We start from the raw sequence: 22,281 nt of genomic DNA, 5'->3' as shown, positions 1-22,281 counted from the left end.
GGCGGAGGGCGAGGGCGAGAGCGTGGCGGCTACGCGGTGACCAGGGCCGCGCGGGCGTCGGGGTCGAGGCGGCCGTGCACCGCCAGGCGCAGCGCCCGGTGGCGCTCGAGCCTCGGGTCGTCGTCGAGCACCTGGCGCGCGGCCGCGCGGGCGGCGTCGATGATCGCGCCGTCGCGGGCGACCCGCAGCACCTTCAGGCCGCTGCGGCTGCCCGACTGCACGAGGCCGAGCACATCGCCCTCGCCGCGCTGCTCGAGGTCGACCTCCGCCAGCGCGAAGCCGTCGAGCGTGCCGGCGACCGCGTCGAGCCGCGCGCGGGCATCGCTCAGCTCGTCGACGGAGGTGACCAGCATGCACAGCCCCGCGTGCTCGCCGCGGCCGACGCGGCCGCGCAGCTGGTGCAGCTGCGAGACGCCGAAGCGGTCTGCCGAGAGCACCGCCATCATGGTGGCGTTCGGCACGTCCACGCCCACCTCGATGACGGTGGTCGCCACCAGCACGTCGATCTCGCGGTCGCGGAACGCGCGCATCGTGCGGTCCTTGTCGTCGGTCGTCATGCCGCCGTGCAGCGGCGCGATGCGGTGGCCGGCGATCGCCGATTGCCGCCGCAGCTGCTCGAGGGTGGTGGTCACGTCGTCGACCGGCGCCGACGACGCGGCGTCGGCCGACGCATCCGCCCCCGTGCCGCCGGTCGCAGCGGACTCGGCACCGCCGGTCGCGCCCGCACCCGCGCCGCCGGCCGCGCCCGCACCCGCGCCGCCGGCCGCGCCCGCACCCGCACGGCCAGTCGCGCCCGCACCCGCACCGCCGGCCGCGCCCGCACCCGTGGCGCCCGTGGCGTGCACGTCGATGCCCTCGAGCGTGCCGGGCGAGATGGCGGGGCAGACGACGAAGGCCTGGCGGCCGGCCTCGACCTCCTCGTGCATGCGCTGCCAGAGGCGGCCGAAGACCTGCGGCTGCGCGGCGCGGTCGACGACGAAGGTCTGGATGGGGCTGCGGCCGGCCGGCAGCGAGCGGATCGTCGAGACGTCGAGGTCGCCGAAGGCGGTCATCGCGATGGTGCGCGGGATGGGCGTGGCGGTCAGCACCAGCGTGTGCGGGTGGAGGCCCTTCGCGCGCAGCGCCTCGCGCTGGGCGACGCCGAAGCGGTGCTGCTCGTCGATGATCACGAGCGCGAGCTCGGCGAAGGTGGTCTTCTCGCTCAGCAGCGCATGCGTGCCGACGACGATGCGCGCCTGGCCGGCCGCGATGCGCAGCATGGCCCTCTTGCGCTCGCCGGCGGGCATCTGGCCGGTGAGCAGGGTCGGCTGCAGCTCGGCGGCGAGGTCGGGCCCGAGCGAGCGGGTGATGGAGCGCAGGTGCTGCATCGCGAGCACCTCGGTGGGCGCCAGCAGCGCCGCCTGCCCACCCGACTCGGCGACCGTGAGCATGGCGCGGGTGGCGACGACCGTCTTGCCCGAGCCCACCTCGCCCTGCACGAGCCGGTGCATGGCGGTGCCGCTGGCGAGATCGGCGGCGATCGCCTCGCCCGCTGCCTGCTGGTCGTCGGTGAGCTGCCACGGCAGGGCGGCGTCGAAGCGCTGCAGGAGAGGGCCCGGATGCCTCGGCGCGGTCGGGAGGGTGTCGAACCAGTCGCGGGTGGCCAGCAGGTAGGTCTGCAGCAGGAACGCCTCCTGCCAGGCGAGCGTGTGGCGGGCGCGGTAGGCGTCCTGCTCGCTCTGCGGCGCGTGCGCCATGCGCAGCGCCTCGGTGAGCGGCATGAGCTTGTGCTCGAGCCGCGTCTCTGCCGGCACCGGGTCGTCGACCTCGCCGAGCGCATCGAGGCCCTGCGCGACGAGCTTCTGGATCTTCGTGGTGGCGAGGCCGGAGGTGGCGGGATAGATGGGCACGGGCTGGTTCGCCCACTGCTCGGCGTCGACGCCGGCCTCCTCGTCGAAGAGCTCGAAGTCGGGGTGCGCCAGCTGCCGGCGATCCTTGTAGATGCCGACCGTGCCCGAGAACAGCGCCGTCACGCCCTGATGCAGCTGCTCGCCGCGGAACGCCTGGTTGAAGAACGCCAGATCGAGGCTCGAGGCGCCATCGGTGATCGTGATGGTGGTGAGGGTGCGCGGCCGGCCCTTCGCGTCGCGCTGCAGCACCCGCGTCTCGACCGTGCGCACCTTCGCGACCACGGTGACGTGCTCGCCGGGCACCAGGCTCGCCAACTCGGTCAGCTCGCCGCGCTTGGCGTAGCGGCGCGGCAGGTGCCACACCAGGTCGCCGAGGGTGGTCATGCCGAAGGCGCGCTCGAGCTTGCCGGAGGCGGCCTTGCCCAGCACGCGCTCGAGCGGCCGCTCGAAGCCGTCGGGCAGCGCCGTGCCGCTCGCATCCTTCTTCGCCACGCTCTCAGGGTAGGGCGCGCGGCTGACGCGCGTCGCGCATCCACCCCCGTCCTGTGCACGACTGGGAGCCGCGCGTCGGCGGCATGCGCGAAGATGTCGCCATGACGCGCATCATCGGAGGCCTCGCTGGCGGCGCCCGCCTGCACGTGCCCGTGCGGGGCACGCGGCCGACCTCGGAGCGGGTGCGCGAGGCGATCTTCAGCGCGCTCGACGCCCGCAGCCTGTGCGACGGGGCGCGGGTGCTCGACCTGTTCGCCGGATCGGGCGCGCTCGGGCTCGAGGCGGCCAGCCGCGGTGCCGAGTCGGTGGTGCTGGTCGAGCGCGATCGGGCGGCGGCGAAGGTGGCGATCCGCAACGCGGAGACGGTCGCGAAGGCGGGCGCGACGCGGGCGCTGGTCGAGCAGGTGGCCGTGACGCCGTTCCTGCAGCGGTCGGGGCGCAGCTTCGATCTGGTGTTCATCGATCCGCCGTACGACCAGCCCGACGGCGAGCTCACGGCGGTGCTGATCGACCTGGCGCCGCTGCTGTCGCACCCGGCGACCGTCGTCGTCGAGCGGGCGCGGCGGGCGGGGCCGCTCGAGCCGCCGGGCGATCTCGAGGTGGAGCGCACGCGCGACTACGGCGACACGACGCTGCACTACCTGACGACCACGGGCGCCTTCGCCGACCACTGAGTCGCGGGGATGTGGCTCGGGCCGCCGGGGTTGCCTGGTTCCCGGGCCGCGGAGGCCGCCGGGGTTGCCGAGGAGCGGTACTACTTGGTCGCAATTCCCGGACGGAAGCGACCATACCGTACCGGTCGCGGGCGAGCGCGAAGAGCGCGGCGCCGGGTGAGCGCGAAGAGCGCGGCGCCGGGTGTGCGCGCGGCGCGCGGCGAGCGCGAAGAGCGCGGCGCCGGGTGTGCGCGCGGCGCGCGGCGAGCGCGAAGAGCGCGGCGCCGGGTGTGCGCGCGGCGCGCGGCGAGCGCGAAGCGCGCGGCGCCGGGTGTGCGCGGCGCGGCGCAAAGAGAGAGCACGGCGCGGCGCCCGCGGGGGCGCGCCGCGGGCGGCGTCAGGCGGATGTCCGAGGCCCGAGACGGACCTCGGCGCTGGGGTCGCGGCGGAGACCCGGAAGGGTCTCCGCTTCAGCGCTCCACCGCGCGGTACGGGTCCCAGCCGCGCGGCTCCAGCGGCGCGGCATCGAGGGTGACGCCGGGCTGCTCGCCGTCGGCCAGCGCCTCGACGCGGCCGAGCCGGTGCACGGCGTGGCCGGCGAGCTCGACGGGCGGCCGGGCGCCCTGCGGCAGCGTGAACAGCAGCGCGTGATCCTCGCCGCCGTGCAGCGCCGCCTCGAGCGGAGCGCCCATCGCGAGCGCCTCCGCCGCTGCGGCCTCCACGCCGGAGCGCTCGAGCGCGATGCGCACTCCGGATGCGCGGGCCACCCTGGCGGCGTCGAGCGCGAGACCGTCGGAGACGTCGAGCATCGCCGTCGCGCCCAGGTCGGCCAGCAGCGTACCCGCCGCGATCGGCGTGACCGGCGCGAGCTGCGCGGCGACGGCGCGGCCGTGCGCTCCGGCACGGAGCCGCTCGGCGGCAGCGGCGAAGGGCATCGCCGCCTCGTCCTGGGCCTGCGCGAAGAGGTGACGCAACCCCGTCGCGGCCAGGCCGAGACCGCCTGCGCACCACACCGCATCCGTCGTCTTCGCACCCGAGCGCAGCACCGGCGAGCGGCCCTCGAGATCGCCGAAGGCGGTGACGGCGATGGTCGCGTGGGGCGCCGTGCCCAGGTCGCCGCCGACCACGCCGCAGCCGGGGGCCATGGCCGCGATGGCGTCGGCGAGGCCGCGCGCGAAGGCCTCGAGCGCCGACACGCGCGTCGAGGGCGCGACCGCGAGCGCCACCACGAGCGAGGTGGGGCGGGCGCCCATCGCGGCGACGTCGATGAGGTTGGTGGCGACGGCCTTCCAGCCCAGGTCGTGCCAGCTCGACCAGCCGAGCCGGAAGTCGGCGCCCTCGAGCATCGTGTCGGTGGTGACGACGAAGCGGCCGTCCGGTGCGCGCACCACCGCGGCGTCGTCGCCCGGGCCGATGTCGGTGACGTCGCCGGCCGGCAGCAGCGGCAGGAAGCGGCGCAGCGCTTCGAGCTCGCCGGCCTCGTGCAGCGTCGGATCCTGGGGCGCGGCGTCGTCCATGGGGCAACGGTAGCCGCATCGCCGGCCCGCGGTCGGCCGAAGCAGCGCGATCGCGTCGGTAGGCTCGAGGGGTGCGTCTGCTCCCCCTCGCCGCCGCGGCCATCGCGCTGCTGGCCCTCAGCGGCTGCGCCCGCCCCATCTCGCTGCCGCCCGCCGAGGAGGCGAGCGACCCCGGCTGCGCCGAGGTGATGGTGAGGCTGCCCCCGCAGATCGGCGACGACAGCCTGCCGGTGCCGCTCGAGCAGCGCGACACGACCAGCCAGGGCTCCTCCGCGTGGGGCGATCCGAGTGCGATCGCGCTGCGCTGCGGCGTGCCCGTGCCCGCGCCCTCGACCGAGCGCTGCATCAGCATCGAGCTGACCTCCGATGGCACCGTCGACTGGCTCGAGGTCGCGCAGGAGGAGAACGTCTGGACCTTCGTCTCCTACGGCCGCTCCCCCGCGACCGAGGTGGTCGTCGACACCAGCGTCGTCACCGCTGCGACCGCGCTCGAGGCCGTCTCGAAGGCGGTCGACCGCACCGAGCTCGTCGGCGCCTGCACCTGAGATCACCCGCGCGCCGCGGCTGAGCTGCCTCTCGACCTTGGCGCCGCACGAGTCGAGCGCCCTACGCCTCCGGCTGCGCCGCGTCGCCGGCGATGACCTCCGGCAGGAACACCCGGCCGTCGTCGTGACCGGGGTCGAGCACGATCGCGTGCCCCGCCGGGATGCCCGCCGCGAGCTCGGCACCGGTGAGCTTCAGGTGGCTGCGCGTGCGCGTCGCGAAGCCGCCGATGCGCGTGGCGGCCGTGAACGCGACCACCAGCTGCATGTCCTTGTGCGGCAGCACCAGGAACTTGCCCGAGCCCGGGTCGCGCGGGTTCTCGACCACCGCCGGCACCACCAGCTCTGCCTCGCGCACGATCGCCCACGCCGCGGCGTGGTCGGCGGGGTCGATCTCGTGCAGGGCCTCGAGTGTGGGGTTTGCCATGCCCCCAATGCTGGCAGACGCGGCGCTGGGCTCGCAGACGACGGCGAGCGGATGCCCGGGGCCGGTCAGCCGTGTGGGCGGGCTCTGTGAAGATGGTCACCATGGCACTCGACTTCACCGCGATCGATTTCGAGACCGCCAACGGCAACGCCGCCTCCGCGTGCGCGGTGGGGATGGTGAAGGTGCGCGACGGGATGGTCGTCGACCGCTTCTCGACACTCATCCGGCCGACCGCGCCGTACGACGAGTTCTGGGAGTGGAACGTCAAGATCCACGGCATCCAGGCGCACCAGGTGCTCGGCGCCCCGGACTGGGCCGAGACCCAGCAGCGCATCCTCGACTTCGGCGGCGACGATGTCTACGTCGCGCACAACGCCGGCTTCGACAAGGGCGTCATGCGCGCGGCGGCCAAGGCGGCGCGCCTGCCGGTGCCCGACATGCGCTGGACGGATTCGCTGCGCATCGCACGCAAGACCTTCGTGCTCGAGTCGTACCGGCTGCCGGTGGCGGCGCTGGCGGCGGGCTTCGACGACTTCCAGCACCATGATGCGGCCGGCGATGCGGAGGCGTGCGCGGCCATCATCATCGGTGCCGCGAGGCGCCACGAGTGCGACGATCTCGACGCGCTCGTGCAGCGCTGCCTCTCGGCCGTGCACGAGATCGGCGAGCGCCACGAGCAGATGCAGGAGCTCGAGTCGCGCCGCCGGGCGGCGCAGCGCGAACGGCCCTGGTGGCAGTGATCCCGGCGCGATTGTGCCCCAGGCCATAACGAAAGCGTTACAATCGCAGCGTTCACCACGCGCAGTATCCGCGTGATTCCGCGGATGCTCGGGGATCTCGGTCGCGGCAATCCAAATCGCAGGTTGTGGCTATGGGTACCCTTGACGAGGCGTTCAGCAGATACGGCTGGCCGTCCCCACTAGGACGCGACCGTCGACGGACCCGTCGGCGAGCGTATGGTGCCGCTTCGCGAGCGAGGTGACTCGTGCGAGAACGGTAGACGAACGACCGCATGCGCGGCTGCACCCGTCCACGACTGAGAGCCCCTGACCGGGGCGACAGGAGCGAACGTGAGCGAACCCAGCGCGAACGGCGATCAGCCCATCGGCGATGACATCGTCGTACGGGTCGAGCACCTCACCAAGGTGTTCGGCCGGCGCGGACGAGAGGCGGCCGAGCGGCTGGCGCAGGGCGCCACCCGCGATGAGGTGGCCAAGCTCGGCACCGCCGCGGTGATCGACGCCTCCTTCGAGGTCAAGCGCGGCGAGATCTTCGTCGTCATGGGCCTCTCCGGCTCGGGCAAGTCGACGCTCATCCGCATGCTGAACGGCCTGCTCGACGCCACGGCCGGCTCGGTCGACATCCAGGGCGAGCAGGTCACCGGCATCGAGCCGAAGCGGCTGCGCGCGGTGCGACGCTCGCAGGTGTCGATGGTGTTCCAGCACTTCGCCCTGCTCCCCCACCGCACGGTGCTCGACAACGTCGCGTACGGCCTCGAGATCCAGGGGGTCGAGCGCTCGAAGCGCCTCGAGCTCGCGCGCACCGTGGTCGAGCGCGTCGGCCTCTCCGGCTGGGAGCACCGACTGCCGAGCGAGCTCTCCGGCGGCATGCAGCAGCGCGTCGGCATCGCCCGCGCGCTCTGCGCCGACACCCCCGTGCTGCTCATGGATGAAGCCTTCAGCGCACTCGACCCGCTCATCCGCCGTGAGATGCAGGAGCAGCTGGTCGAGCTGCAGGCCGAGCTCGGCAAGACCATCGTCTTCATCACGCACGACCTCAACGAGGCGATGTTCCTCGGCGACCGCATCGCGGTCATGCGCGACGGTCGCATCGTGCAGATCGGCACACCCGAGGACATCCTCACCGACCCGGCCAACGACTACGTGGCCCAGTTCGTGCAGGACGTCGACCGCACCCGCGTGCTCACCGCGGCGAGCGTGATGGAGCCTCCCGCCGCAGCCGTGCCGGTCACGATGGGCCCGCGAGGTGCGCTGAAGACCATGCGCGACATGCAGATCTCCGGCCTGCTCGTCACCGGGCCTGGCCGCATCGTGCTCGGCGCCGTCAAGGATCGCGAGGTGCTCCGCGCGATCCAGAAGGGCGAGCACGACCTCGGCAAGCTCGTCGACGCGAGCGTGCCGACGGTCAGCCCCGGCACGAGCCTCGCGGATCTGCCGGAGCTCGCGATCTCGAGCGGTCTGCCGATCGCGGTGGTCGGCGACGACGACCGGCTGCTCGGCATCGTGCCGCGCGTGCTGCTGCTCGCCGCGCTCGGCAACGTCTCCACCGACACGGCCGAGTTCAGCATCGTCGACATCCCGCCCGCGATGGATCCCCAGCTCGTGACGCAGACCCTCGACGACACGGAGGTGTCCGATGTTCGATGACCTCCGACTTCCCCTCGGCGACTGGGTCGAGGCCGGTGTCGACTGGATCACGGCCAACCTGGCCATCCTGTTCGACCTCGTCAAATCGATCATCACCGGCATCTACGACGCCATCGAGTACGTCCTGGTCGAGCCGCCCGAGCTGGTGCTCATCCTCGTGCTCGCGGCGATCGCCTTCGTCGTGCGCGGCTGGAAGATGGCGGTCGGCACGATCGTCGGGCTGTTCGTGATCGTGCTCGTGAACCAGTGGGACAACGCGATGGCGACGCTCGCGCTGACGATCGTGGCCGCGTTCTTCGCGCTGCTGCTGGCGATCCCGCTCGGCATCTGGGCCGCGCGCAACGACACGGTCTCGACGATCGTGCGGCCGGTGCTCGACTTCTTGCAGACGATGCCCGCGTTCGTCTACCTGATCCCCGCGATCATCCTGTTCAACGTCGGCGTGGTGCCCGGCATCATCGCCACCATCGCCTTCGCGATGGCCCCTGGCGTGCGGCTGACAGAGCTCGGCATCCGCGGCGTGAACCGCGAGATCGTCGAGGCGGGCACCGCGTTCGGCGCCTCGCCCGGACGCATCCTGCGGCAGATCCAGCTGCCGCTCGCGCTGCCGACGATCATGACCGGCGTCAACCAGATCATCATGCTGTCGCTGTCGATGGTCGTCATCGCCGCCATGGTAGGGGCGGGTGGCCTCGGCCAGCCGATCGTGCAGTCGCTGCAGCGCATCGACATCGGGCTGGGCTCCGAGGCTGGCCTGTCGGTCGTGATCCTGGCGATCTTCCTCGACCGCGTCACGAACGCCCTCGGCAGCCTGCAGGACCACAGCCCCGTCGCGAAGCTGCGAGCCCGCCGATCCAGCGCTGACGCGCCGCGGCCGGCCGGAGCCGAACGCGGCATGGTCGCCCCGGCGCCCGCAGAGACCGAAGCAGCCGCCACCGGGGGCCGCTGAGACTGACGCGCCTGCCCCAGCGGTCGCGTCTGAGACACACGATACGAAACGAGAGAGGACACACACCATGAACAAGCGAATCATCCGCGGTACGGCGATCGCCGCCGTCGGCGCGCTGGCGCTCGCCGGCTGCTCGGCAGCCGGTGACGACCCGGAGGCCCCCGAGGGCGGCGCGGCCGAGCAGCAGACCGAGGTCACGATCGGCGTCTTCAACGGCTGGCCCGAGGGCGAGGCCGCCTCCTTCCTGTGGGAGGCCATCCTCGAGGAGAAGGGCTATGACGTCGAGCTCGAGTACGCCGACGCGGGCCCCGTCTTCGCCGGTGTCGCCAGCGGCGACTACGACCTCGCGCTCGACGGCTGGCTGCCGACCACGCACGCCTCGTACATGGAGGAGTTCGGCGACGACCTGGTCGACCTCGGCTCCTGGAACGACGACGCCGTGCTCACGTTCGCGGTCAACGAGGACGCCCCGATCACCTCGATCGACGAGCTCGCCGAGAACGCTGACGCATTCGGCAACCGCATCGTCGGTATCGAGCCGGGCGCGGGCCTCACCGCTGCCACGCAGGACGCGGTCATCCCGACCTACGGCCTCGACGGCATGGAGTACATCACCTCCTCGACGCCCGCGATGCTCGCTGAGCTCAGCTCGGCGATCGACGCCGGCGAGAACATCGTCGTGACGCTGTGGCGCCCGCACTGGGCCTATGACGAGTTCCCCATCCGCGACCTCGAGGACCCCGAGGGCACGCTCGGCACCGCCGAGGAGATCCACACGATCGCCCGCACCGGCATCGAGGAGGACTTCCCGCAGGTCTCCGAGGCGCTGAGGAACTTCCGGATGGACTCGGAGCTGCTCTTCTCGCTCGAGAACGCGATGTTCAACAGCGACGCCGAGGCCAGCGACTACCCCGAGGTCGTCGCCACCTGGATCGGCGAGAACCAGGAGTACGTCGACGGCCTGGCCGAGGGCATCGACCCCGTCGAGTAGGCACGACGCATCGCTCTGGGCCCCGTACGCAGCAATGCGTGCGGGGCCCTTTCGCGCGACATCCCCGGCGCTGCGCTGGACCCCGTCGAGATCCGAGGACCCGTTGCGGCGGATGCGGAAGCAGCGCTGGACCCGTTGCGGACTGCAGGTCCCGTTCGGACGGGTCCTGCGATCCGCAAGAGGTCCGGGAGAGATGAGTGCTCCCGCTGTCGCGCGGTCCAGCGGGATCGTGCCCGCGGTCGGCCTTGTTGGCCCGCCGCCCAGCGGCGCGGGGCGTCCCAGCGGCGCGGGGCGTCCCAGCGGCGCGGGCCGCCCAGCGGCGCGGGCCGCCCAGCGGCGCGGGGCGTGCCAGCGGCGCGGGCCGCCCAGCGGCGCGGGGCGTCCCAGCGGCGCGGGGCGTGCCAGCGGCGCGGGGCGTGCCAGCGGCGCGGGGCGTGCCGGCGGCGCGGGGCGACCGGCCCGGGATGGCGGTGCCTACGACCGCTCAGCGGCCTCTGCGTGCGCGAGCAGCAGCTGCTGGAAGCGAGCCGGGTCCTCCAGGTGCGGCGAGTGGCCGGCGTGCTCGAAGACGACCTCCTCGTAGGCGCCGCCGTTCGCCGCGTACTGCTCGAGCACCGCGCGCGTCTGCGCGATCATCTGCTGCGGCGGCGCGGCCTCCTCCCCCGGCCAGCCGGGCACGATGCCGTGCTTGCCGAGCGTGTGGAAGTCGAAGAACGACTCGTCGCCGACGATCGCGTCGTGCGCGCCGCGCACCCAGAGGATCGCCGGCTTCTCCGCCGCGTCGACGATGCCCGTCAGGTCGAGGTGCTTCGCCGACATCGTGTTGAGGATGCCGCGGTCGCCGGCGGCGAAGCCGGGCCACGAATCGGAGGCGACCCCGTCGCCGGGGTGGTTGTCCTCGCCGGTCTTCGTCGACAGCATCGACTCGACCCAGAGGTCCTCGTGCTCGTCGCTGAACCCCGGCGCGACGTAGCTCGCGCGGTAGACCGAGCGCGGGCTGGTCTGCTCGCCCGCCGAGGTGTCGCCGGCGGCGAGCCGCGCGACGAAGTCGGCGTTGGCTCCCCCGCCGCCCGTGCCCGCCGCATCCGGCGTGCAGAGCGAGCCGTCGAGCCGGGTGCCGAAGCCCTGCGGTGGCACCGGCGCCTGCAGGGTCAGCGAGCGCACCAGGTCGGGCCGGTCGAGCAGCAGCTGCATCACGACGCCGCCGCCCATCGACCAGCCGACCACGTGCGCACCCGCGACACCCAAGGCATCCAGCACCGCCGCGACGTCGTCCGAGAAGTCGCGCAGCCCTCGCGTGGCGTCGACCGGCAGCGTCTCGCTGTCGCCGAAGCCGCGCAGGTCGATCGCGATCGTCGGCCGCGGCAGCGCCAGCATCAGCGGCTGCCAGAACAGCGACGACGACACGTTGCCGTGGATCAGCACGACCGGGGCGCCGGTGGCGCCCTCGGGCGTGCGTCGCAGGACGGATGCGGTGAGGCGGTCGGTCTGGACGACCTGCGCCTCGATGCCGTCCAGGATCGTCGTCATGCCAGGATCTCTGGCTCGGTCTTCTCGCGCACTTCCTCGAGCGTGACGCCCGGCGCGAGCTCGACGAGCTTCAGGCCCTCGGGCGTGACGTCGAGCACGGCCAGGTCGGTGACGATGCGGTCGACGACAGCCTTGCCGGTCAGCGGCAGCGAGCAGGCGTTCACGATCTTCGCCGAGCCGTCCTTCGCGACGTGCTCCATCAGCACGATCACGTGGCGGGCGCCGTGCACGAGGTCCATCGCGCCGCCGGGGCCCTTCACCATCTTGCCGGGGATCATCCAGTTGGCGATGTCGCCGCCGGCCGAGACCTGCATGGCGCCCAGGATGGCGGCATCGATCTTGCCGCCGCGGATCATCGCGAACGACGTGGCCGAGTCGAAGAACGACGTGCCCGGCAGCGTCGTGACGGTCTCCTTGCCGGCGTTGATGAGATCCGGGTCGACGTTCGCCTCGGTCGGGTAGGGACCGACACCGAGGATGCCGTTCTCACTCTGCAGCACGACGGTCACGTCTGCAGGCACGTAGTTCGGCACCAGCGTGGGCAGCCCGATGCCGAGGTTGACGTACATGCCGTCCTCGAGCTCCAGCGCTGCGCGGGCGGCCATCTCATTGCGGGTCAGTGCCATCTCAGCTCTCCTCGCTCGTGGATTCCTCAGACACCGTGCGGCGCTCGATGCGCTTCTCGATGTCGCTGCCGACCTCGATGATCCGGTGCACGAACACGCCCGGCAGGTGCACCGCATCCGGGTCGATCTCGCCCGGCTCGACGAGCTCCTCCACCTGCGCGATGCAGATGCGGCCGGCCATCGCCGCGGGCGGCGAGAACTGCCGGGCGGCCTTGTTGAAGACCAGGTTGCCGTGGCGGTCGCCGCGCAGCGCGTGCACGAGCGAGAAGTCGGTGGTGATGGCCTCCTCGAGCACGAACTCCTTCGGCTCGCCGTCGACGTCGAAGGTCGCGGTGGGCTTCGGGGCCGAGCCCTTCGCGACGGTGCCGTCGGCGTTGTAGCGCTGGGGCAGGCCTCCCTCCTGCACCTGCGTGCCGACGCCGGCGCGGGTGTAGAAGGCGCCGATGCCCGAGCCGCCGGCGCGCAGCTTCTCGGCCAGCGTGCCCTGCGGCGTCAGTTCGAGCTCGAGCTCGCCCGTCAGGTAGCGGCGCTCGAACTCCTTGTTCTCGCCCACGTAGGAGGAGGTCATCTTGTCGATCTGGCCGCCGCGCAGCAGCAGGCCGAGGCCCCAGTCGTCGACGCCGCAGTTGTTCGAGACCACCTTGAGGCCGGTCACGCCGAGCGCCTCGATCGCCTTGATGAGCGCCATCGGGTTGCCAGAGAGGCCGAAGCCTCCGACGGCGATGGTCGCGCCGTCCGGGATGTCTGCGACCGCCTCCGCTGCGGACGCATACGTCTTGTCGATCATCAGCGTGTCTCCTTCTGCACTGCGTGGGCCCGTGGGGCGTCGGTGGCGCGCGCGACCGCTTCGGCCACCGCATCCACCCCCGCACCCATCAGGATCGTGTAGTGGTTCGTGTGCTCGACGTCGGTGACGGAGAGCGCAGGCAGCTGGGACGTCCACGTCGCCAGCCACTGATCATCGTAGAGGCCCGGGGTCTCGTCGAAGAGGCCGCGCGGGCTGCGCAGCAGCTCCGCCGGCTGCTCGAGCGCCAGCAGCGCCTCGGCGTAGCCGTCGCGGCCGTCGAGCTCGACGAGGTTCGCGATCACCGCTTCCGGGTTCGCGGAGGGTCGCAGCACGCCGTCGACGAGCGTCAGGTCGTAGTCGACGTACTCCTCGATCGCCGAGCCCCAGTAGGGGCCGAAGGCCGGGTGCCGGCACCAGAAGTCGCGGTAGGCGGCCGGCGACTCGAAGGTCATCCGCAGCCGCTCGATGGCCGGGCCCAGCACGTCCTCCGGCGCCAGCTCGCTGCCGGCGGGCGCGGGCCGCAGCGGCAGGCCGCCGTCGACCAGCACGAGCGATTCGACCAGCTGGGGGTGCGCGCGGGCGAGGCGCACCGCCACGTAGGCGCCCATCGAGTGGCCGACGACGACCGCCCGCGCGATGCCGGCGGCGCGCATGGCCGCCGCGACGTCCTCCGCGTGCTGCGCGAGGCCGTAGGGGCCGGGCAGCGCCCGGGAGCCGCCGCGGCCGCGCAGGTCGAGCCCGAGCACGGGCGAGTCCAGGCGAGCCGCAAGCGGCGCGAACGACCGGTGGTTGGCCGTGATCCCGTGGATGGCGACGACGGGCGTGCCCGACGCATCCGCTCGCCACAGGGTGCCGACGAGCTCGCCGCCGTCGACGGGCAGTCGCAGCGGCGTCTCGTTCGCTGAGCTGGTCATCGGGCGCTCCATCCGCCGTCCATGACGTACGAGGTGCCGGTGACCATGCCGGCGTGCGGGCCGGCGAGCCAGGTCGCGAGCGAGGCGACCTCCTCGGGCTCGACCAGGCGCTTGATGGCCGCCTCGGTGAGCATGACCTTCTCGAGCACCTCGCTCTCGGGGATGCCGTGGGTGGCCGCCTGGTCGGCGATCTGCGCCTCCACCAGCGCGGTCTTCACATAGCCGGGGTTGATGCAGTTGGAGGTGACGCCATGCTCGGCGCCCTCGAGCGCCGTCACCTTCGAGAGGCCCTCGAGGCCGTGCTTGGCGGCGACGTAGGCGGACTTGAAGGCGGATGCGCGCAGGCCGTGCACGCTCGAGAGGTTGATGACGCGCCCGAAGCCGCGCTCGTACATGCCCGGCAGCGCCGCGCGGATGAGCAGGAACGGCGCCTCGAGCATGAGTGTGTGGATGCGGCGCCACATCTCGGGCTCGTACTGGTCGATGGGCGCGACGCGCTGGATGCCGGCATTGTTCACCAGGATGTCGGCGCGCAGCTCGAGCGACTCGAGCGCCGCGGTGTCGAGGAAGTCGACCTCCCACGCCTCGCCGCCGAGCTCGCTCGCGAGCGCCTGCGCGGCGGCACCGTCGCGGTCGGCGATGACCACCTCGGCGCCCTCCGCGGCGAACGAGCGGGCGATCGCCGCGCCGATGCCGGCGGCGCCGCCGGTGATGACAGCCCTGCGTCCTGCGAGCGTGCTCATGCGTCCTCCTTGGTCAGTGTCGCGGTGGCGACGTCGTCGGTCGCCGGGTCGGCGACGGTGTGGTGCGGGGGGACGGTGCCGAGCGCGCGCTGCACGAAGGCGACCATCTCGTCGAACACGGGCTCTGGCACGGTGGTGGCGCCGGTGCCGTAGGGCCCGTCCTCCCCCGTCGGCCAGAGCACGTAGCGCATGCCGATCATCTCGCCGACGCCCATCAGCGCCCAGGCCGCGACCTCGGGGTCGATGTCGGCGATCTCGCCGGCGGCCTTCGCGCGGGTGAGGCCCTCGATGTAGCCCTCGACGATGCGCTCGTAGTGGTTGCGCATGGCGCCCGGCGCCACGTGCTCGGCCTCGCGCACGACGCGGTAGAGCGCCGGGTGCTCGGCGGTGAAGGCGAAGAAGCCGCGGAAGCCCTCGCGCTCGGCCTCCGCGCGGTTGGAGCCGCGCGCCGCGCCGTCGCTCATGGCCGCGCGCACGCGCCGGTTGAGATCCTCGACGAGCTGCTCGAACAGGTCGAGCTTCGACGCGAAGTACAGGTAGAAGGTGCCCTGGGCGACCCGCGCGCGCTCGGTGATGCGCGAGATCGACGCGGCCTGGTAGCCCTGCTCGGCGAAGACCTCCTCGGCGGCCGCCAGCAGCTTCGCCTTGGTCAGCTCGCCGCGCTTCGTCCTCGGCTCGGCAGTCATGCGTCGGCCCTCTCCTGCGTGTAGGCGGCCGTCAGCGCACGGCGCAACGGCTTGCCGCTGGTCGTGCGCGGGATGGCGTCGACCACGATGTACTGCTTGGGGTGCTTGAAGTCGGCGAGGCGGCCGTCGAGGTGCTCGGCCAGCGCCGCCTCGTCGACGGGCTCGGCCAGCACCAGCCAGGCGACCAGCTCCTCGCCCCAGCGCTCGCTCGGCACGCCCGCGACGGCGACGTCGGCCACGCCCGGGTGCTCGAGCAGCGCCAGCTCGACCTCGATCGGCGCGATCGATTCGCTGCCCGATCGCACGATGTCCTTCACGCGGTCGACGATGCGGATGCGTCCGGCCGCGTCGCGCGCGACCAGGTCACCGGTGCGCAGCCACGGCCCGTGATGCGTGGCGGCGGTCGCCTCGGGGTCGCGGAAGTACCCCTGGAAGACCGCCGGCCCGCGCACCAGCAGCTCGCCGGTGCCGGGCCCGTGCTCGACCCCGCCGTCGATGAGCAGCGCGAGGTCGACGTGCGGGTAGGCGCGGCCGACGGTGCCGGCGTCCGACTCGTCGCGGCAGAGGGTGACGTTGGGCGCGGCCTCGGTGAGGCCGTAGCCCTGCTGCACGCGCACGCCCTGCTGCGCCAGCTGCTCGGCCGCGCGCGGGTCGAGCATGCCGCCGCCGACGATGGCGGTGCGGATGCTGGTGAGGTCGCGCGCGACGAAGTCGGGGTGCTGGATGAGCGCCCGGTAGGTGGTGGGCACGCCCATGGTGGCGGTCACGCGGTGCCGCTCGACCAGCGCGAGCGCACGGCCGGCGTCGAAGGTGCGCTCGAGCACGACGCGCGCCCCCACCCACCAGGCCAGCAGCGGCTGGATGTTCCAGCCCGCCACGTGGTGCTGCGGCAGCACCTGCAGCACGACGTCGTCGGGCGTGAGCGGCGTGGCGCGCGAGAGCGCCAGGTTGTTCCAGGCGCAGTTCGCGTGGCTGAGCACGACCGCCTTCGGCGCGCTCGTGGTGCCGGAGGTGAAGAGCATGAGCAGGCCATCGTCGTCGGCCGGCACGCCGTGACCGAGGTGGGCCGACGCATCCGGCACCTGTGCCTCGACGCCCGCGGCACCGAGGGTGGTGGTGCGGATGCGGTGCTCGCCCAGGCGCGTCAGCGCGGCCTCGGCGACGGGCAGGTGGTCGTCCTCGACCAGCAGCAGCGAGGGGTCGGCGATGGCCAGCTGGGCGGCGAGCTCGCCTGCCGTGAGCCGCCACGACAGCGGCACGAGCATCGCGCCGGCCTTCGCGCAGGCGAACAGCAGCACGACCTGGTCGGCGGTCGAGCCGGTGATGGTCGCGATGCGGGCGCCGCGGCCGTGACCGGCCTCGCCGAGCGCGTGCGCGAGCGCGCTGGCGCGCGCCTCGAGCTCGCCGTAGGAGACGGTGACGCCGCGGTCGACGATCGCTGGCCGAGCCGGGTCGATCGCGGCGCGGTCGGCGCTCCAGCGGCCCAGGGTGAGCGCGCCCGGGGTCAGCACGCCCGGTGTCAGCGCACCGGGGGTGAGCGCACCGGGGTTCTGCCCGCCGGGGGTGGGCCCGCCCGGCGTCGTCGCTTCGGCTGCCATCGCCCTAGGCTTCCACGTCCTGCAGCGCCTCGGGCTGTGCGGCGTCCTGCTTGCCGCCGCGCCGCCTCGTGATGCGGTGGCTGAGGCCGACGATGCCGCCGGGGGCGAACATCACCACGAGCACGAAGAGCATGCCGAGGATGAACAGCGGCTCGGAGAGCGGGATGCGCAGCACGTCGGGCAGGTCGTGGATCCAGGCGGCGGAGGCCAGGTCGGCCAGCCGCTGGTCGAGGATCGTGTAGACGATGCCGCCGACGATCGCCCCCCAGCGGTAGCCGACGCCGCCGAGCACGACGATCACGAGCAGCGTGAGCGTGAAGTCGGCCGTCGAGATGCGGGGCGTGGCGCCCGACTGCAGCAGCATGAAGCCCATGCCGGCGACGGAGCCGAGCACCGCTGCGGCGACGAACACGAACAGGCGCACCTGGTAGGGCCGCAGGCCCAGCACCGTCACGCGCAGCTCGTTCTCGCGCGAGGCGGCGACCACGTGGCCGAGCCGCGAGCGCTCGACCCACAGGCAGGCGAGGTAGACGAGCACCAGGATGCCCAGCGCCAGCCAGTACAGGTTGCGGGTGTTCACGACGCCGACGAAGAACTCGGGCACCACCTCGGTGGTGATGCGCACGCCCTCCTCACCGCCGGTGAGGCCGCCGGTGTTGCGGCGGATCAGCACGTTCGCGGCCTGCGCGAAGGCGAGCGTCACCATGGCGAACGAGATGCCGGTCACCCGCAGCGCGAGCGCGCCGACCAGGCCGCCGAGCACGAGCGCCAGCACGAGCGTGAGCACGATCGCGATGAGGAAGACCACCGTCGGCGGCATGCCGCTGGGCGCCAGCAGCCCCAGCAGGATGGCCAGCCCGTACGCGCCGGCGGCGAAGAACATCGCGTGGCCGAACGAGAGCATCCCCGCGACGCCGAAGATGAGGTGGTAGCTGAGCGCGAGCGCCGCGATGAGGAACGCGTAGGCGAGCATCGACATCGCGCCGGCCGTGTAGGTCGGGCCGGGCAGCACGCCCGGGATGTGGATGTTGAGCAGCGGCAGGATCGCGGCGACGACGACGATGACGCCGCCGATGGCGAGCTTGCCCCAGAGGGACGTGAAGAAGGTGCGCATCGTCATCTCCTAGTGCTTGACCTTGCCCATGAGGCCGGTCGGTCGGAACAGCAGCACGAGCGCGAGGGCGAGCACGACCGCGAAGTCGCCCCAGCCGCCGTAGAAGTTCGCGAACTGCTGGATGACGGCCACGAGCACGGATGCGATGGCCGCACCGGTGAGGGAGCCGAGGCCGCCGATGACGGTGACGATGAAGGCGAAGATGAGCAGCGAGGTGCCCTGGTGCGCCGACACCTGGCCGTAGTAGACGGAGGCGAGGACGCCGCCGAGGCCGGCTGCGGCACCGCCGATGGCGAAGACGATCGTGAAGGCCCGGCGCACGTCGATGCCGAGCGCGGTCACCATGGTGCGGTTCTCGACGCCTGCGCGGATGACGAGGCCGTAGCTGGTGCGCTGCAGGAACAGCACGATCAGCAGCAGCACGGCGATGGCGGCGCCGATGAGCAGCCAGCGGTCGTTCGGGATGTTGGCGCCCAGCACGTTCGTGGTCTCACCGAGCCACCCCGGCAGCCGGATCTGGATCGGGTCGGTGCCCCAGATGCCCTCGAACAGGGCAACCGATGCCAGGCCGAGGCCGACGGTGACGAGCACCTGCTCGATGTGGCGGTTGTAGAGCGGCCGGATGAAGACCAGCTCGGTGAGGGCCGCCACCACGGCGCCCACGACGACGCCCACGAGCATGCCGATCAGCAGGCCGGCCCAGGTGCCGTCGCCGACCCTGCGGCCGACCTCCCAGCCGATGAAGCCCGCGATGGTCAGGAACGAGCCGTGCGCGAAGTTCAGCACGCCCATCAGGCCGTAGATGAGCGAGAGCCCGCTCGCCACCAGGAAGTAGAGGGCGCCGAGGCCCACGCCGGTGATGAGCAGCAGGATGATGATGCTCACGCCGCCTCCTCGTCGGTCGAGACGCCGAGGTGCCGGTGCACGAGGTCGGAGTCGAGGAACTCGGCGGCGGGGCCCGTGTGGACCACCCGGCCGCCGGAGAGGACGATGACGGTGTGCGCGAGGTCGCGCACCACCTGCAGGTTCTGCTCGACGAGCAGCATCGGGGTGCGCTCGGCGGCGGCCTCGAGGGCCTTGGTCACGGTGCCGACGATCAGCGGCGCGAGTCCCTTGGTCGGCTCGTCGACGAGCAGCAGCCGATTCTGATTCATGAGTGCGCGCGAGAGCGAGACCATCTGCTGCTGGCCGCCCGAGAGCGTGCCGGCCTGCTGCTTGGCGCGCTCGATGAGCTCGGGGAAGAGCTCGGCGACGATGGCCCGGTTGGGGGCGCCGTCGCGCTCGGCGAGGCGGAGGTTCTCCTCGACGGTGAGCTGGCTGAAGACCTCGCGATCCTCCGGCACGTAGGCGATGCCCTGCTGCACGATGCGGTGGGTCATGAGCTTGTCGATGCGGGTGCCGTCGAAGGTCACTTCGCCCGTTCGCTCGTACAGGCCCAGCAGCGCCTTGATGGTCGACGACTTGCCGACGCCGTTGCGGCCCAGCAACGCGGTGACGCCGTGCTCGGCGACGTCGAAGGAGGCGTCCTCGACGACCTGCTGGCCGGCGATCCGCGCGCTGAGGCCGCGCACGGTGAGGATGGCGGTCATACGGTCTCTCCGAGGTAGGCCTTCTGCACTGCGGGGTTGGCCATGACGGCCTTGGGGGTGTCGATCGCGAGCATCTCGCCGTGGTGCATGACCGCGACGCGGTCGACGAGGCCGAGCAGCACCTCCATATGGTGCTCGACCATCAGCACGGTGCGCCCGGAGGCGTGCAGGCGGCGGATCACCTCGACCAGGCCCGGCACGTCGCCCGAGCCGACGCCCGCCATGGGCTCGTCGAGCAGCACCACCTCGGGTTCGGTGGCCAGCAGCATGGCGATCTCGAGCTTGCGCTTGTCGCCGTGCGAGAGCACGCCCGCCTCGCTGTCGATGTGGTGGGCGAGGCCCACCTCGTCGAGGCAGCGCTGGGCGATGCCGGCGGCCTCGTCGTCGGCCCGGGGGAACTTCCAGGGGCTGGTCGCTCCCCCGAGCTTCGACTGCGCCGCGAGGCGCGCGTTCTCGCCGGCGGTGAGGCCGGCGAAGACGCTGGAGGTCTGGAACGTGCGGCCGAGACCGACCCGTGCCCGCTGGTGCACCTTGCGCCGGGTGACGTCCTCGCCCGCGAGCGACACGGTGCCGCTCGTGGGGATGAGGACGCCGGAGATGATGTTGAACAGCGTCGTCTTCCCGGCGCCGTTGGGGCCGATGACCCCGATCATCTCTCCGGTCGCGACCTCGATCGAGACGTCGTGCAGGATGCGCGCGCCGCCGATCTGGAGGCCGACGCTGTGCAGCGCGAGCGCGGGTCGGTCTGCCATCACTCGGCCGCGACCGGGGGTGCGACGGCCTCGGCGTCGGCGATCTCGACGAGCTCCGGCACCCACTCGCCGTCCTGGTCGACGAGCGAGACCTGGAACATGGGCTGGATGACCGCGTGGTCCTCGGCGCGGATGGTGAGCTCGCCCTTGACCGACTCGAAGGTCCAGCCCTCGAGCGCCGCGATCATCGCGTCGATGTCGCCGGTGCCCTCGGTGATGGCGCGCACGAGCATCTGCGCGCCGACGAAGCCGTCCGGCGTGAAGAGGTCGGCCTCGTAGCCGTTCTCCTCGAGGTAGGCGTCCATCGCCTGCGCGGCCTCATTGTCAGTCGCGCCCGGGAAGTAGTGGTTCAGGAACTGGATGTCGCCCGAGCCCGGTCCGTACGCCTGGTACGACGCGCGGTCGGCGAGGCCAGTGACGACGGTCGTCGACTCGAGCACCTGCTGCTGCGCGAGCGCCTCCCACATCGCGCCGGTGGTGGCGCCAGCCCAGGCGACGAACACCATGTCGGGGCTCTCGGCGGCGATCTGCTGCGCGAACGGCGTGAACTCGGTGGCGTCCTCAGGGACGAGGATGGGCGTGACGGTCGCGCCCTCGGCGCCGAGCACTGCCTCGACCGAGGCGACGTTGCCCTGGCCGAACGCGTTGTCCTGGCCGAAGACGACGATGTTCGAGCCCTCGACGCTCTCGAGGAAGGTCGCGGCGGTCGCGACATCCTGCAGCGTCTGGCGGCCCGAGCGGAAGGTCTGCTCGTTGATGCCGGTGATGGCGTCGGCGGCGGCGGGGCCGGAGAGGAACAGCACGTTGTTCTGCGCTGCCTGCTCGGCGACGGCCAGCGAGACGCCGGAGGCCGCGGAGCCGCCGATGATCTGGAAGCCCTGGCCGATGACGTCCTTGGCGAGGTTGACGGCCGTGTCGGGGTTGCCCTGGTCGTCGAGCCACTCGATGTTGAGCTCGATGCCGTCGATCTCTCCGGTGCCGTCGGTGGCGTAGTCGAGGCCTGCCTCGAAGCCCTGCTGGTAGGTGGCGCCGTAGGCGGCGAGCGGGCCGGTGATCGAGGTGATCATGCCGACGTCGACGGTGACCGTCTCGGCCGCACCCTCGGAGCCGGCCGGCTCGGAGGCGTCGGGGCCCGCGGTGGTGGGAGCGCACGCCGTGAGGGCGAGCGCCGCGATGGCGATGCCGACCCCGGCGAACTTCGTTGTCCTGCGCATGAGTTGCCTTTCAGCTGTGCGAGCCCCGTCAGGGGCGGCTCGGCTGGGCGAGCACTCCCTCGTGCGGCTTCACGGTGTCAAGAACCTGACAGGTGGTTCAGGTTTCAGGTTCAAGCATGTGCCGCGGGCACATGCGTGTCAAACCCGCCGCTCGAACGTGACCGGATCGTGACCATCGCGGCCGCCGATCCGGCCGCGCGCCCCGCTCAGGAGAAGGTGCTGAGCGCCGCCGTGTAGGCCTCGGGCTCGGCGCGCGTCTGCTCCGTCACGAGCAGCGCCGAGCCGCTGAGCACGCGCGTGTGCTCACCGCGGCACGGGATCGTGACGATCCTCGTGAGCCCGGCCTCCCACGCTGCGATGAGGGCGGGCAGCGAGCGGTGCTCGGGCGTGTCCGGCAGCCGTTGCCGCATCGCTCGGCTCAGCGTGTCGAAGCGCCGCCCGCTCCACTCCAGGTAGCCGCGCTCGAGCGCCGCCTCGCCGAAGCGGTCGCGCCAGCTCGGCCCGTGCAGCGCGAGCAGCGCCGCGAACCGCTCGTCCGAGGCGTCCTCGGTGTGCATCAGCGCATCGATCTGCGCGCCCGTGATGACGCCTGCGGCATGCTGCATCGCCGCGGGCCAGAGCTCCGACCAGGCCGACTCCCACGCGATCGCGTCCTCGGGCTCCCCCGCGGGCTCCGGCTTCTGCACCAGCAGCGGCGGCACGTCGCCCTCCGGCTGCAGCGCGTAGGCCTCGCGGATCCAGAGCAGCTCCTCGACGGGCGAGCTGTGGTTCTCGATCGAGATGGCCATGTCGTGCGGCCACGGGTTGCCGGGCATCGGCATCATCGAGCGCATCCGGGCCTCCTCGTGCGGACGACCGCGTCCGCGGCACCAGTCTCGCGG

General features: G+C 72.4%; 22 protein-coding genes. 6 read left to right on the top strand and 16 right to left on the bottom strand.

The window, feature by feature from the left end; all coding sequences use genetic code 11:
- Positions 1 to 29: 29 nt before the first annotated feature.
- Positions 30 to 2,381, bottom strand: coding sequence for a helicase-related protein (locus tag J1M46_RS01030; RefSeq protein ID WP_206446139.1), 2,352 nt, complete (start codon positions 2,379 to 2,381; stop codon positions 30 to 32).
- 101 nt (positions 2,382 to 2,482) lie between these two features.
- Between J1M46_RS01030 and rsmD the strand changes: the two genes are divergently transcribed.
- The gene (gene rsmD, locus J1M46_RS01025) at positions 2,483 to 3,055 is read left to right on the top strand and encodes a 16S rRNA (guanine(966)-N(2))-methyltransferase RsmD (protein WP_206446138.1); all 573 of its coding nucleotides are present in this window, start codon (positions 2,483 to 2,485) and stop codon (positions 3,053 to 3,055) included.
- A 449-nt stretch (positions 3,056 to 3,504) separates the two neighbouring features.
- On the opposite strand, the gene thiL is transcribed toward rsmD, so the two are convergent.
- The gene (gene thiL / locus J1M46_RS01020; RefSeq protein ID WP_206446137.1) at positions 3,505 to 4,551 is read right to left on the bottom strand and encodes a thiamine-phosphate kinase; all 1,047 of its coding nucleotides are present in this window, start codon (positions 4,549 to 4,551) and stop codon (positions 3,505 to 3,507) included.
- 71 nt (positions 4,552 to 4,622) lie between these two features.
- Between thiL and J1M46_RS01015 the strand changes: the two genes are divergently transcribed.
- Positions 4,623 to 5,096 carry a DUF3515 family protein gene (locus J1M46_RS01015; RefSeq protein WP_206446136.1) on the top strand — a complete coding sequence of 158 codons (474 nt, stop codon included), beginning with the start codon at positions 4,623 to 4,625 and terminating at the stop codon, positions 5,094 to 5,096.
- 61 nt (positions 5,097 to 5,157) lie between these two features.
- Here J1M46_RS01015 and J1M46_RS01010 read toward each other — a convergent pair whose 3' ends face one another.
- On the bottom strand, positions 5,158 to 5,520 hold the full coding sequence (locus tag J1M46_RS01010; RefSeq protein WP_206446135.1) for an SseB family protein: 363 nt from the start codon (positions 5,518 to 5,520) through the stop codon (positions 5,158 to 5,160).
- A gap of 101 nt (positions 5,521 to 5,621) precedes the next feature.
- Between J1M46_RS01010 and J1M46_RS01005 the strand changes: the two genes are divergently transcribed.
- From J1M46_RS01005 to J1M46_RS00990, 4 genes are all read left to right on the top strand, one after another.
- Positions 5,622 to 6,260, top strand: coding sequence for an exonuclease domain-containing protein (locus J1M46_RS01005; protein WP_206446134.1), 639 nt, complete (start codon positions 5,622 to 5,624; stop codon positions 6,258 to 6,260).
- A gap of 330 nt (positions 6,261 to 6,590) precedes the next feature.
- The gene (locus J1M46_RS01000; protein ID WP_342384214.1) at positions 6,591 to 7,907 is read left to right on the top strand and encodes a quaternary amine ABC transporter ATP-binding protein; all 1,317 of its coding nucleotides are present in this window, start codon (positions 6,591 to 6,593) and stop codon (positions 7,905 to 7,907) included.
- On the top strand, positions 7,897 to 8,856 hold the full coding sequence (locus J1M46_RS00995) for an ABC transporter permease (RefSeq protein ID WP_206446133.1): 960 nt from the start codon (positions 7,897 to 7,899) through the stop codon (positions 8,854 to 8,856). Before J1M46_RS01000 ends, J1M46_RS00995 begins: the two co-directional genes overlap by 11 nt.
- Positions 8,857 to 8,923: 67 nt before the next feature.
- Complete coding sequence (locus J1M46_RS00990; RefSeq protein WP_206446132.1) at positions 8,924 to 9,847, top strand: glycine betaine ABC transporter substrate-binding protein; 924 nt, start codon at positions 8,924 to 8,926, stop codon at positions 9,845 to 9,847.
- 474 nt (positions 9,848 to 10,321) lie between these two features.
- Here the strand turns inward: J1M46_RS00990 and J1M46_RS00985 are convergent, their stop codons facing one another.
- The 13 genes from J1M46_RS00985 to J1M46_RS00925 all read right to left on the bottom strand — a co-directional run bounded on the left by J1M46_RS00985 (position 10,322) and on the right by J1M46_RS00925 (position 22,233).
- Positions 10,322 to 11,377: an alpha/beta hydrolase gene (locus tag J1M46_RS00985; RefSeq protein ID WP_206446131.1), complete on the bottom strand. Its 1,056-nt coding sequence runs from the start codon at positions 11,375 to 11,377 to the stop codon at positions 10,322 to 10,324.
- Complete coding sequence (locus J1M46_RS00980) at positions 11,374 to 12,003, bottom strand: CoA transferase subunit B (protein WP_206446130.1); 630 nt, start codon at positions 12,001 to 12,003, stop codon at positions 11,374 to 11,376. Before J1M46_RS00980 ends, J1M46_RS00985 begins: the two co-directional genes overlap by 4 nt.
- 1 nt (position 12,004) lies before the next feature.
- Entirely contained in the window at positions 12,005 to 12,790 is a 786-nt protein-coding gene (locus J1M46_RS00975; RefSeq protein WP_206446129.1) for a CoA transferase subunit A, read from the bottom strand.
- Positions 12,790 to 13,704, bottom strand: a complete 915-nt coding sequence (locus tag J1M46_RS00970; protein ID WP_241248967.1) for an alpha/beta hydrolase — start codon at positions 13,702 to 13,704, stop codon at positions 12,790 to 12,792. Before J1M46_RS00970 ends, J1M46_RS00975 begins: the two co-directional genes overlap by 1 nt.
- Positions 13,701 to 14,447 (bottom strand): 3-hydroxybutyrate dehydrogenase, encoded by a 747-nt coding sequence (locus tag J1M46_RS00965; RefSeq protein WP_206446127.1) that lies wholly within the window; start codon positions 14,445 to 14,447, stop codon positions 13,701 to 13,703. The genes J1M46_RS00970 and J1M46_RS00965 overlap by 4 nt, the downstream gene beginning before the upstream one ends.
- Complete coding sequence (locus J1M46_RS00960) at positions 14,444 to 15,133, bottom strand: TetR/AcrR family transcriptional regulator (RefSeq protein ID WP_206446126.1); 690 nt, start codon at positions 15,131 to 15,133, stop codon at positions 14,444 to 14,446. Before J1M46_RS00960 ends, J1M46_RS00965 begins: the two co-directional genes overlap by 4 nt.
- Positions 15,130 to 16,731: a class I adenylate-forming enzyme family protein gene (locus tag J1M46_RS00955; protein WP_206446125.1), complete on the bottom strand. Its 1,602-nt coding sequence runs from the start codon at positions 16,729 to 16,731 to the stop codon at positions 15,130 to 15,132. Before J1M46_RS00955 ends, J1M46_RS00960 begins: the two co-directional genes overlap by 4 nt.
- 4 nt (positions 16,732 to 16,735) lie before the next feature.
- On the bottom strand, positions 16,736 to 17,845 hold the full coding sequence (locus J1M46_RS00950; protein WP_206446124.1) for a branched-chain amino acid ABC transporter permease: 1,110 nt from the start codon (positions 17,843 to 17,845) through the stop codon (positions 16,736 to 16,738).
- Between the two features lie 9 nt (positions 17,846 to 17,854).
- Positions 17,855 to 18,730 carry an ABC transporter permease subunit gene (locus J1M46_RS00945; RefSeq protein WP_206446123.1) on the bottom strand — a complete coding sequence of 292 codons (876 nt, stop codon included), beginning with the start codon at positions 18,728 to 18,730 and terminating at the stop codon, positions 17,855 to 17,857.
- Positions 18,727 to 19,434, bottom strand: a complete 708-nt coding sequence (locus tag J1M46_RS00940) for an ABC transporter ATP-binding protein (protein WP_206446122.1) — start codon at positions 19,432 to 19,434, stop codon at positions 18,727 to 18,729. Before J1M46_RS00940 ends, J1M46_RS00945 begins: the two co-directional genes overlap by 4 nt.
- Positions 19,431 to 20,186 carry an ABC transporter ATP-binding protein gene (locus J1M46_RS00935; protein WP_206446121.1) on the bottom strand — a complete coding sequence of 252 codons (756 nt, stop codon included), beginning with the start codon at positions 20,184 to 20,186 and terminating at the stop codon, positions 19,431 to 19,433. Before J1M46_RS00935 ends, J1M46_RS00940 begins: the two co-directional genes overlap by 4 nt.
- Positions 20,186 to 21,400 (bottom strand): substrate-binding domain-containing protein, encoded by a 1,215-nt coding sequence (locus tag J1M46_RS00930; RefSeq protein ID WP_206446120.1) that lies wholly within the window; start codon positions 21,398 to 21,400, stop codon positions 20,186 to 20,188. Before J1M46_RS00930 ends, J1M46_RS00935 begins: the two co-directional genes overlap by 1 nt.
- 206 nt (positions 21,401 to 21,606) lie before the next feature.
- Positions 21,607 to 22,233 (bottom strand): hypothetical protein, encoded by a 627-nt coding sequence (locus tag J1M46_RS00925; RefSeq protein ID WP_206446119.1) that lies wholly within the window; start codon positions 22,231 to 22,233, stop codon positions 21,607 to 21,609.
- Positions 22,234 to 22,281 lie beyond the last annotated feature (48 nt).

It is taken from the genome of Agrococcus sp. KRD186 (assembly GCF_017168255.1).
Classification (GTDB): domain Bacteria; phylum Actinomycetota; class Actinomycetes; order Actinomycetales; family Microbacteriaceae; genus Agrococcus.
This window is presented reverse-complemented; position numbering and strand designations above follow the sequence as displayed.

Excerpts from the sequence above, each read along its gene's own strand:
- J1M46_RS01010 (WP_206446135.1), bottom strand. The coding sequence starts at position 5,520 with ATGGCAAACCCCACACTCGAGGCCCTGCACGAGATCGACCCCGCCGAC.
- thiL (WP_206446137.1), bottom strand. The coding sequence starts at position 4,551 with ATGGACGACGCCGCGCCCCAGGATCCGACGCTGCACGAGGCCGGCGAG.
- J1M46_RS01005 (WP_206446134.1), top strand. The coding sequence starts at position 5,622 with ATGGCACTCGACTTCACCGCGATCGATTTCGAGACCGCCAACGGCAAC.
- J1M46_RS00975 (WP_206446129.1), bottom strand. The coding sequence starts at position 12,790 with ATGATCGACAAGACGTATGCGTCCGCAGCGGAGGCGGTCGCAGACATC.
- J1M46_RS00995 (WP_206446133.1), top strand. The coding sequence starts at position 7,897 with ATGTTCGATGACCTCCGACTTCCCCTCGGCGACTGGGTCGAGGCCGGT.
- J1M46_RS00935 (WP_206446121.1), bottom strand. The coding sequence starts at position 20,186 with ATGGCAGACCGACCCGCGCTCGCGCTGCACAGCGTCGGCCTCCAGATC.
- J1M46_RS00970 (WP_241248967.1), bottom strand. The coding sequence starts at position 13,704 with ATGACCAGCTCAGCGAACGAGACGCCGCTGCGACTGCCCGTCGACGGC.
- J1M46_RS00955 (WP_206446125.1), bottom strand. The coding sequence starts at position 16,731 with ATGGCAGCCGAAGCGACGACGCCGGGCGGGCCCACCCCCGGCGGGCAG.
- J1M46_RS00960 (WP_206446126.1), bottom strand. The coding sequence starts at position 15,133 with ATGACTGCCGAGCCGAGGACGAAGCGCGGCGAGCTGACCAAGGCGAAG.
- J1M46_RS00940 (WP_206446122.1), bottom strand. The coding sequence starts at position 19,434 with ATGACCGCCATCCTCACCGTGCGCGGCCTCAGCGCGCGGATCGCCGGC.
- J1M46_RS00965 (WP_206446127.1), bottom strand. The coding sequence starts at position 14,447 with ATGAGCACGCTCGCAGGACGCAGGGCTGTCATCACCGGCGGCGCCGCC.
- J1M46_RS00950 (WP_206446124.1), bottom strand. The coding sequence starts at position 17,845 with ATGCGCACCTTCTTCACGTCCCTCTGGGGCAAGCTCGCCATCGGCGGC.
- J1M46_RS00985 (WP_206446131.1), bottom strand. The coding sequence starts at position 11,377 with ATGACGACGATCCTGGACGGCATCGAGGCGCAGGTCGTCCAGACCGAC.
- J1M46_RS00925 (WP_206446119.1), bottom strand. The coding sequence starts at position 22,233 with ATGCGCTCGATGATGCCGATGCCCGGCAACCCGTGGCCGCACGACATG.
- J1M46_RS00930 (WP_206446120.1), bottom strand. The coding sequence starts at position 21,400 with ATGCGCAGGACAACGAAGTTCGCCGGGGTCGGCATCGCCATCGCGGCG.
- J1M46_RS00980 (WP_206446130.1), bottom strand. The coding sequence starts at position 12,003 with ATGGCACTGACCCGCAATGAGATGGCCGCCCGCGCAGCGCTGGAGCTC.
- J1M46_RS00990 (WP_206446132.1), top strand. The coding sequence starts at position 8,924 with ATGAACAAGCGAATCATCCGCGGTACGGCGATCGCCGCCGTCGGCGCG.
- rsmD (WP_206446138.1), top strand. The coding sequence starts at position 2,483 with ATGACGCGCATCATCGGAGGCCTCGCTGGCGGCGCCCGCCTGCACGTG.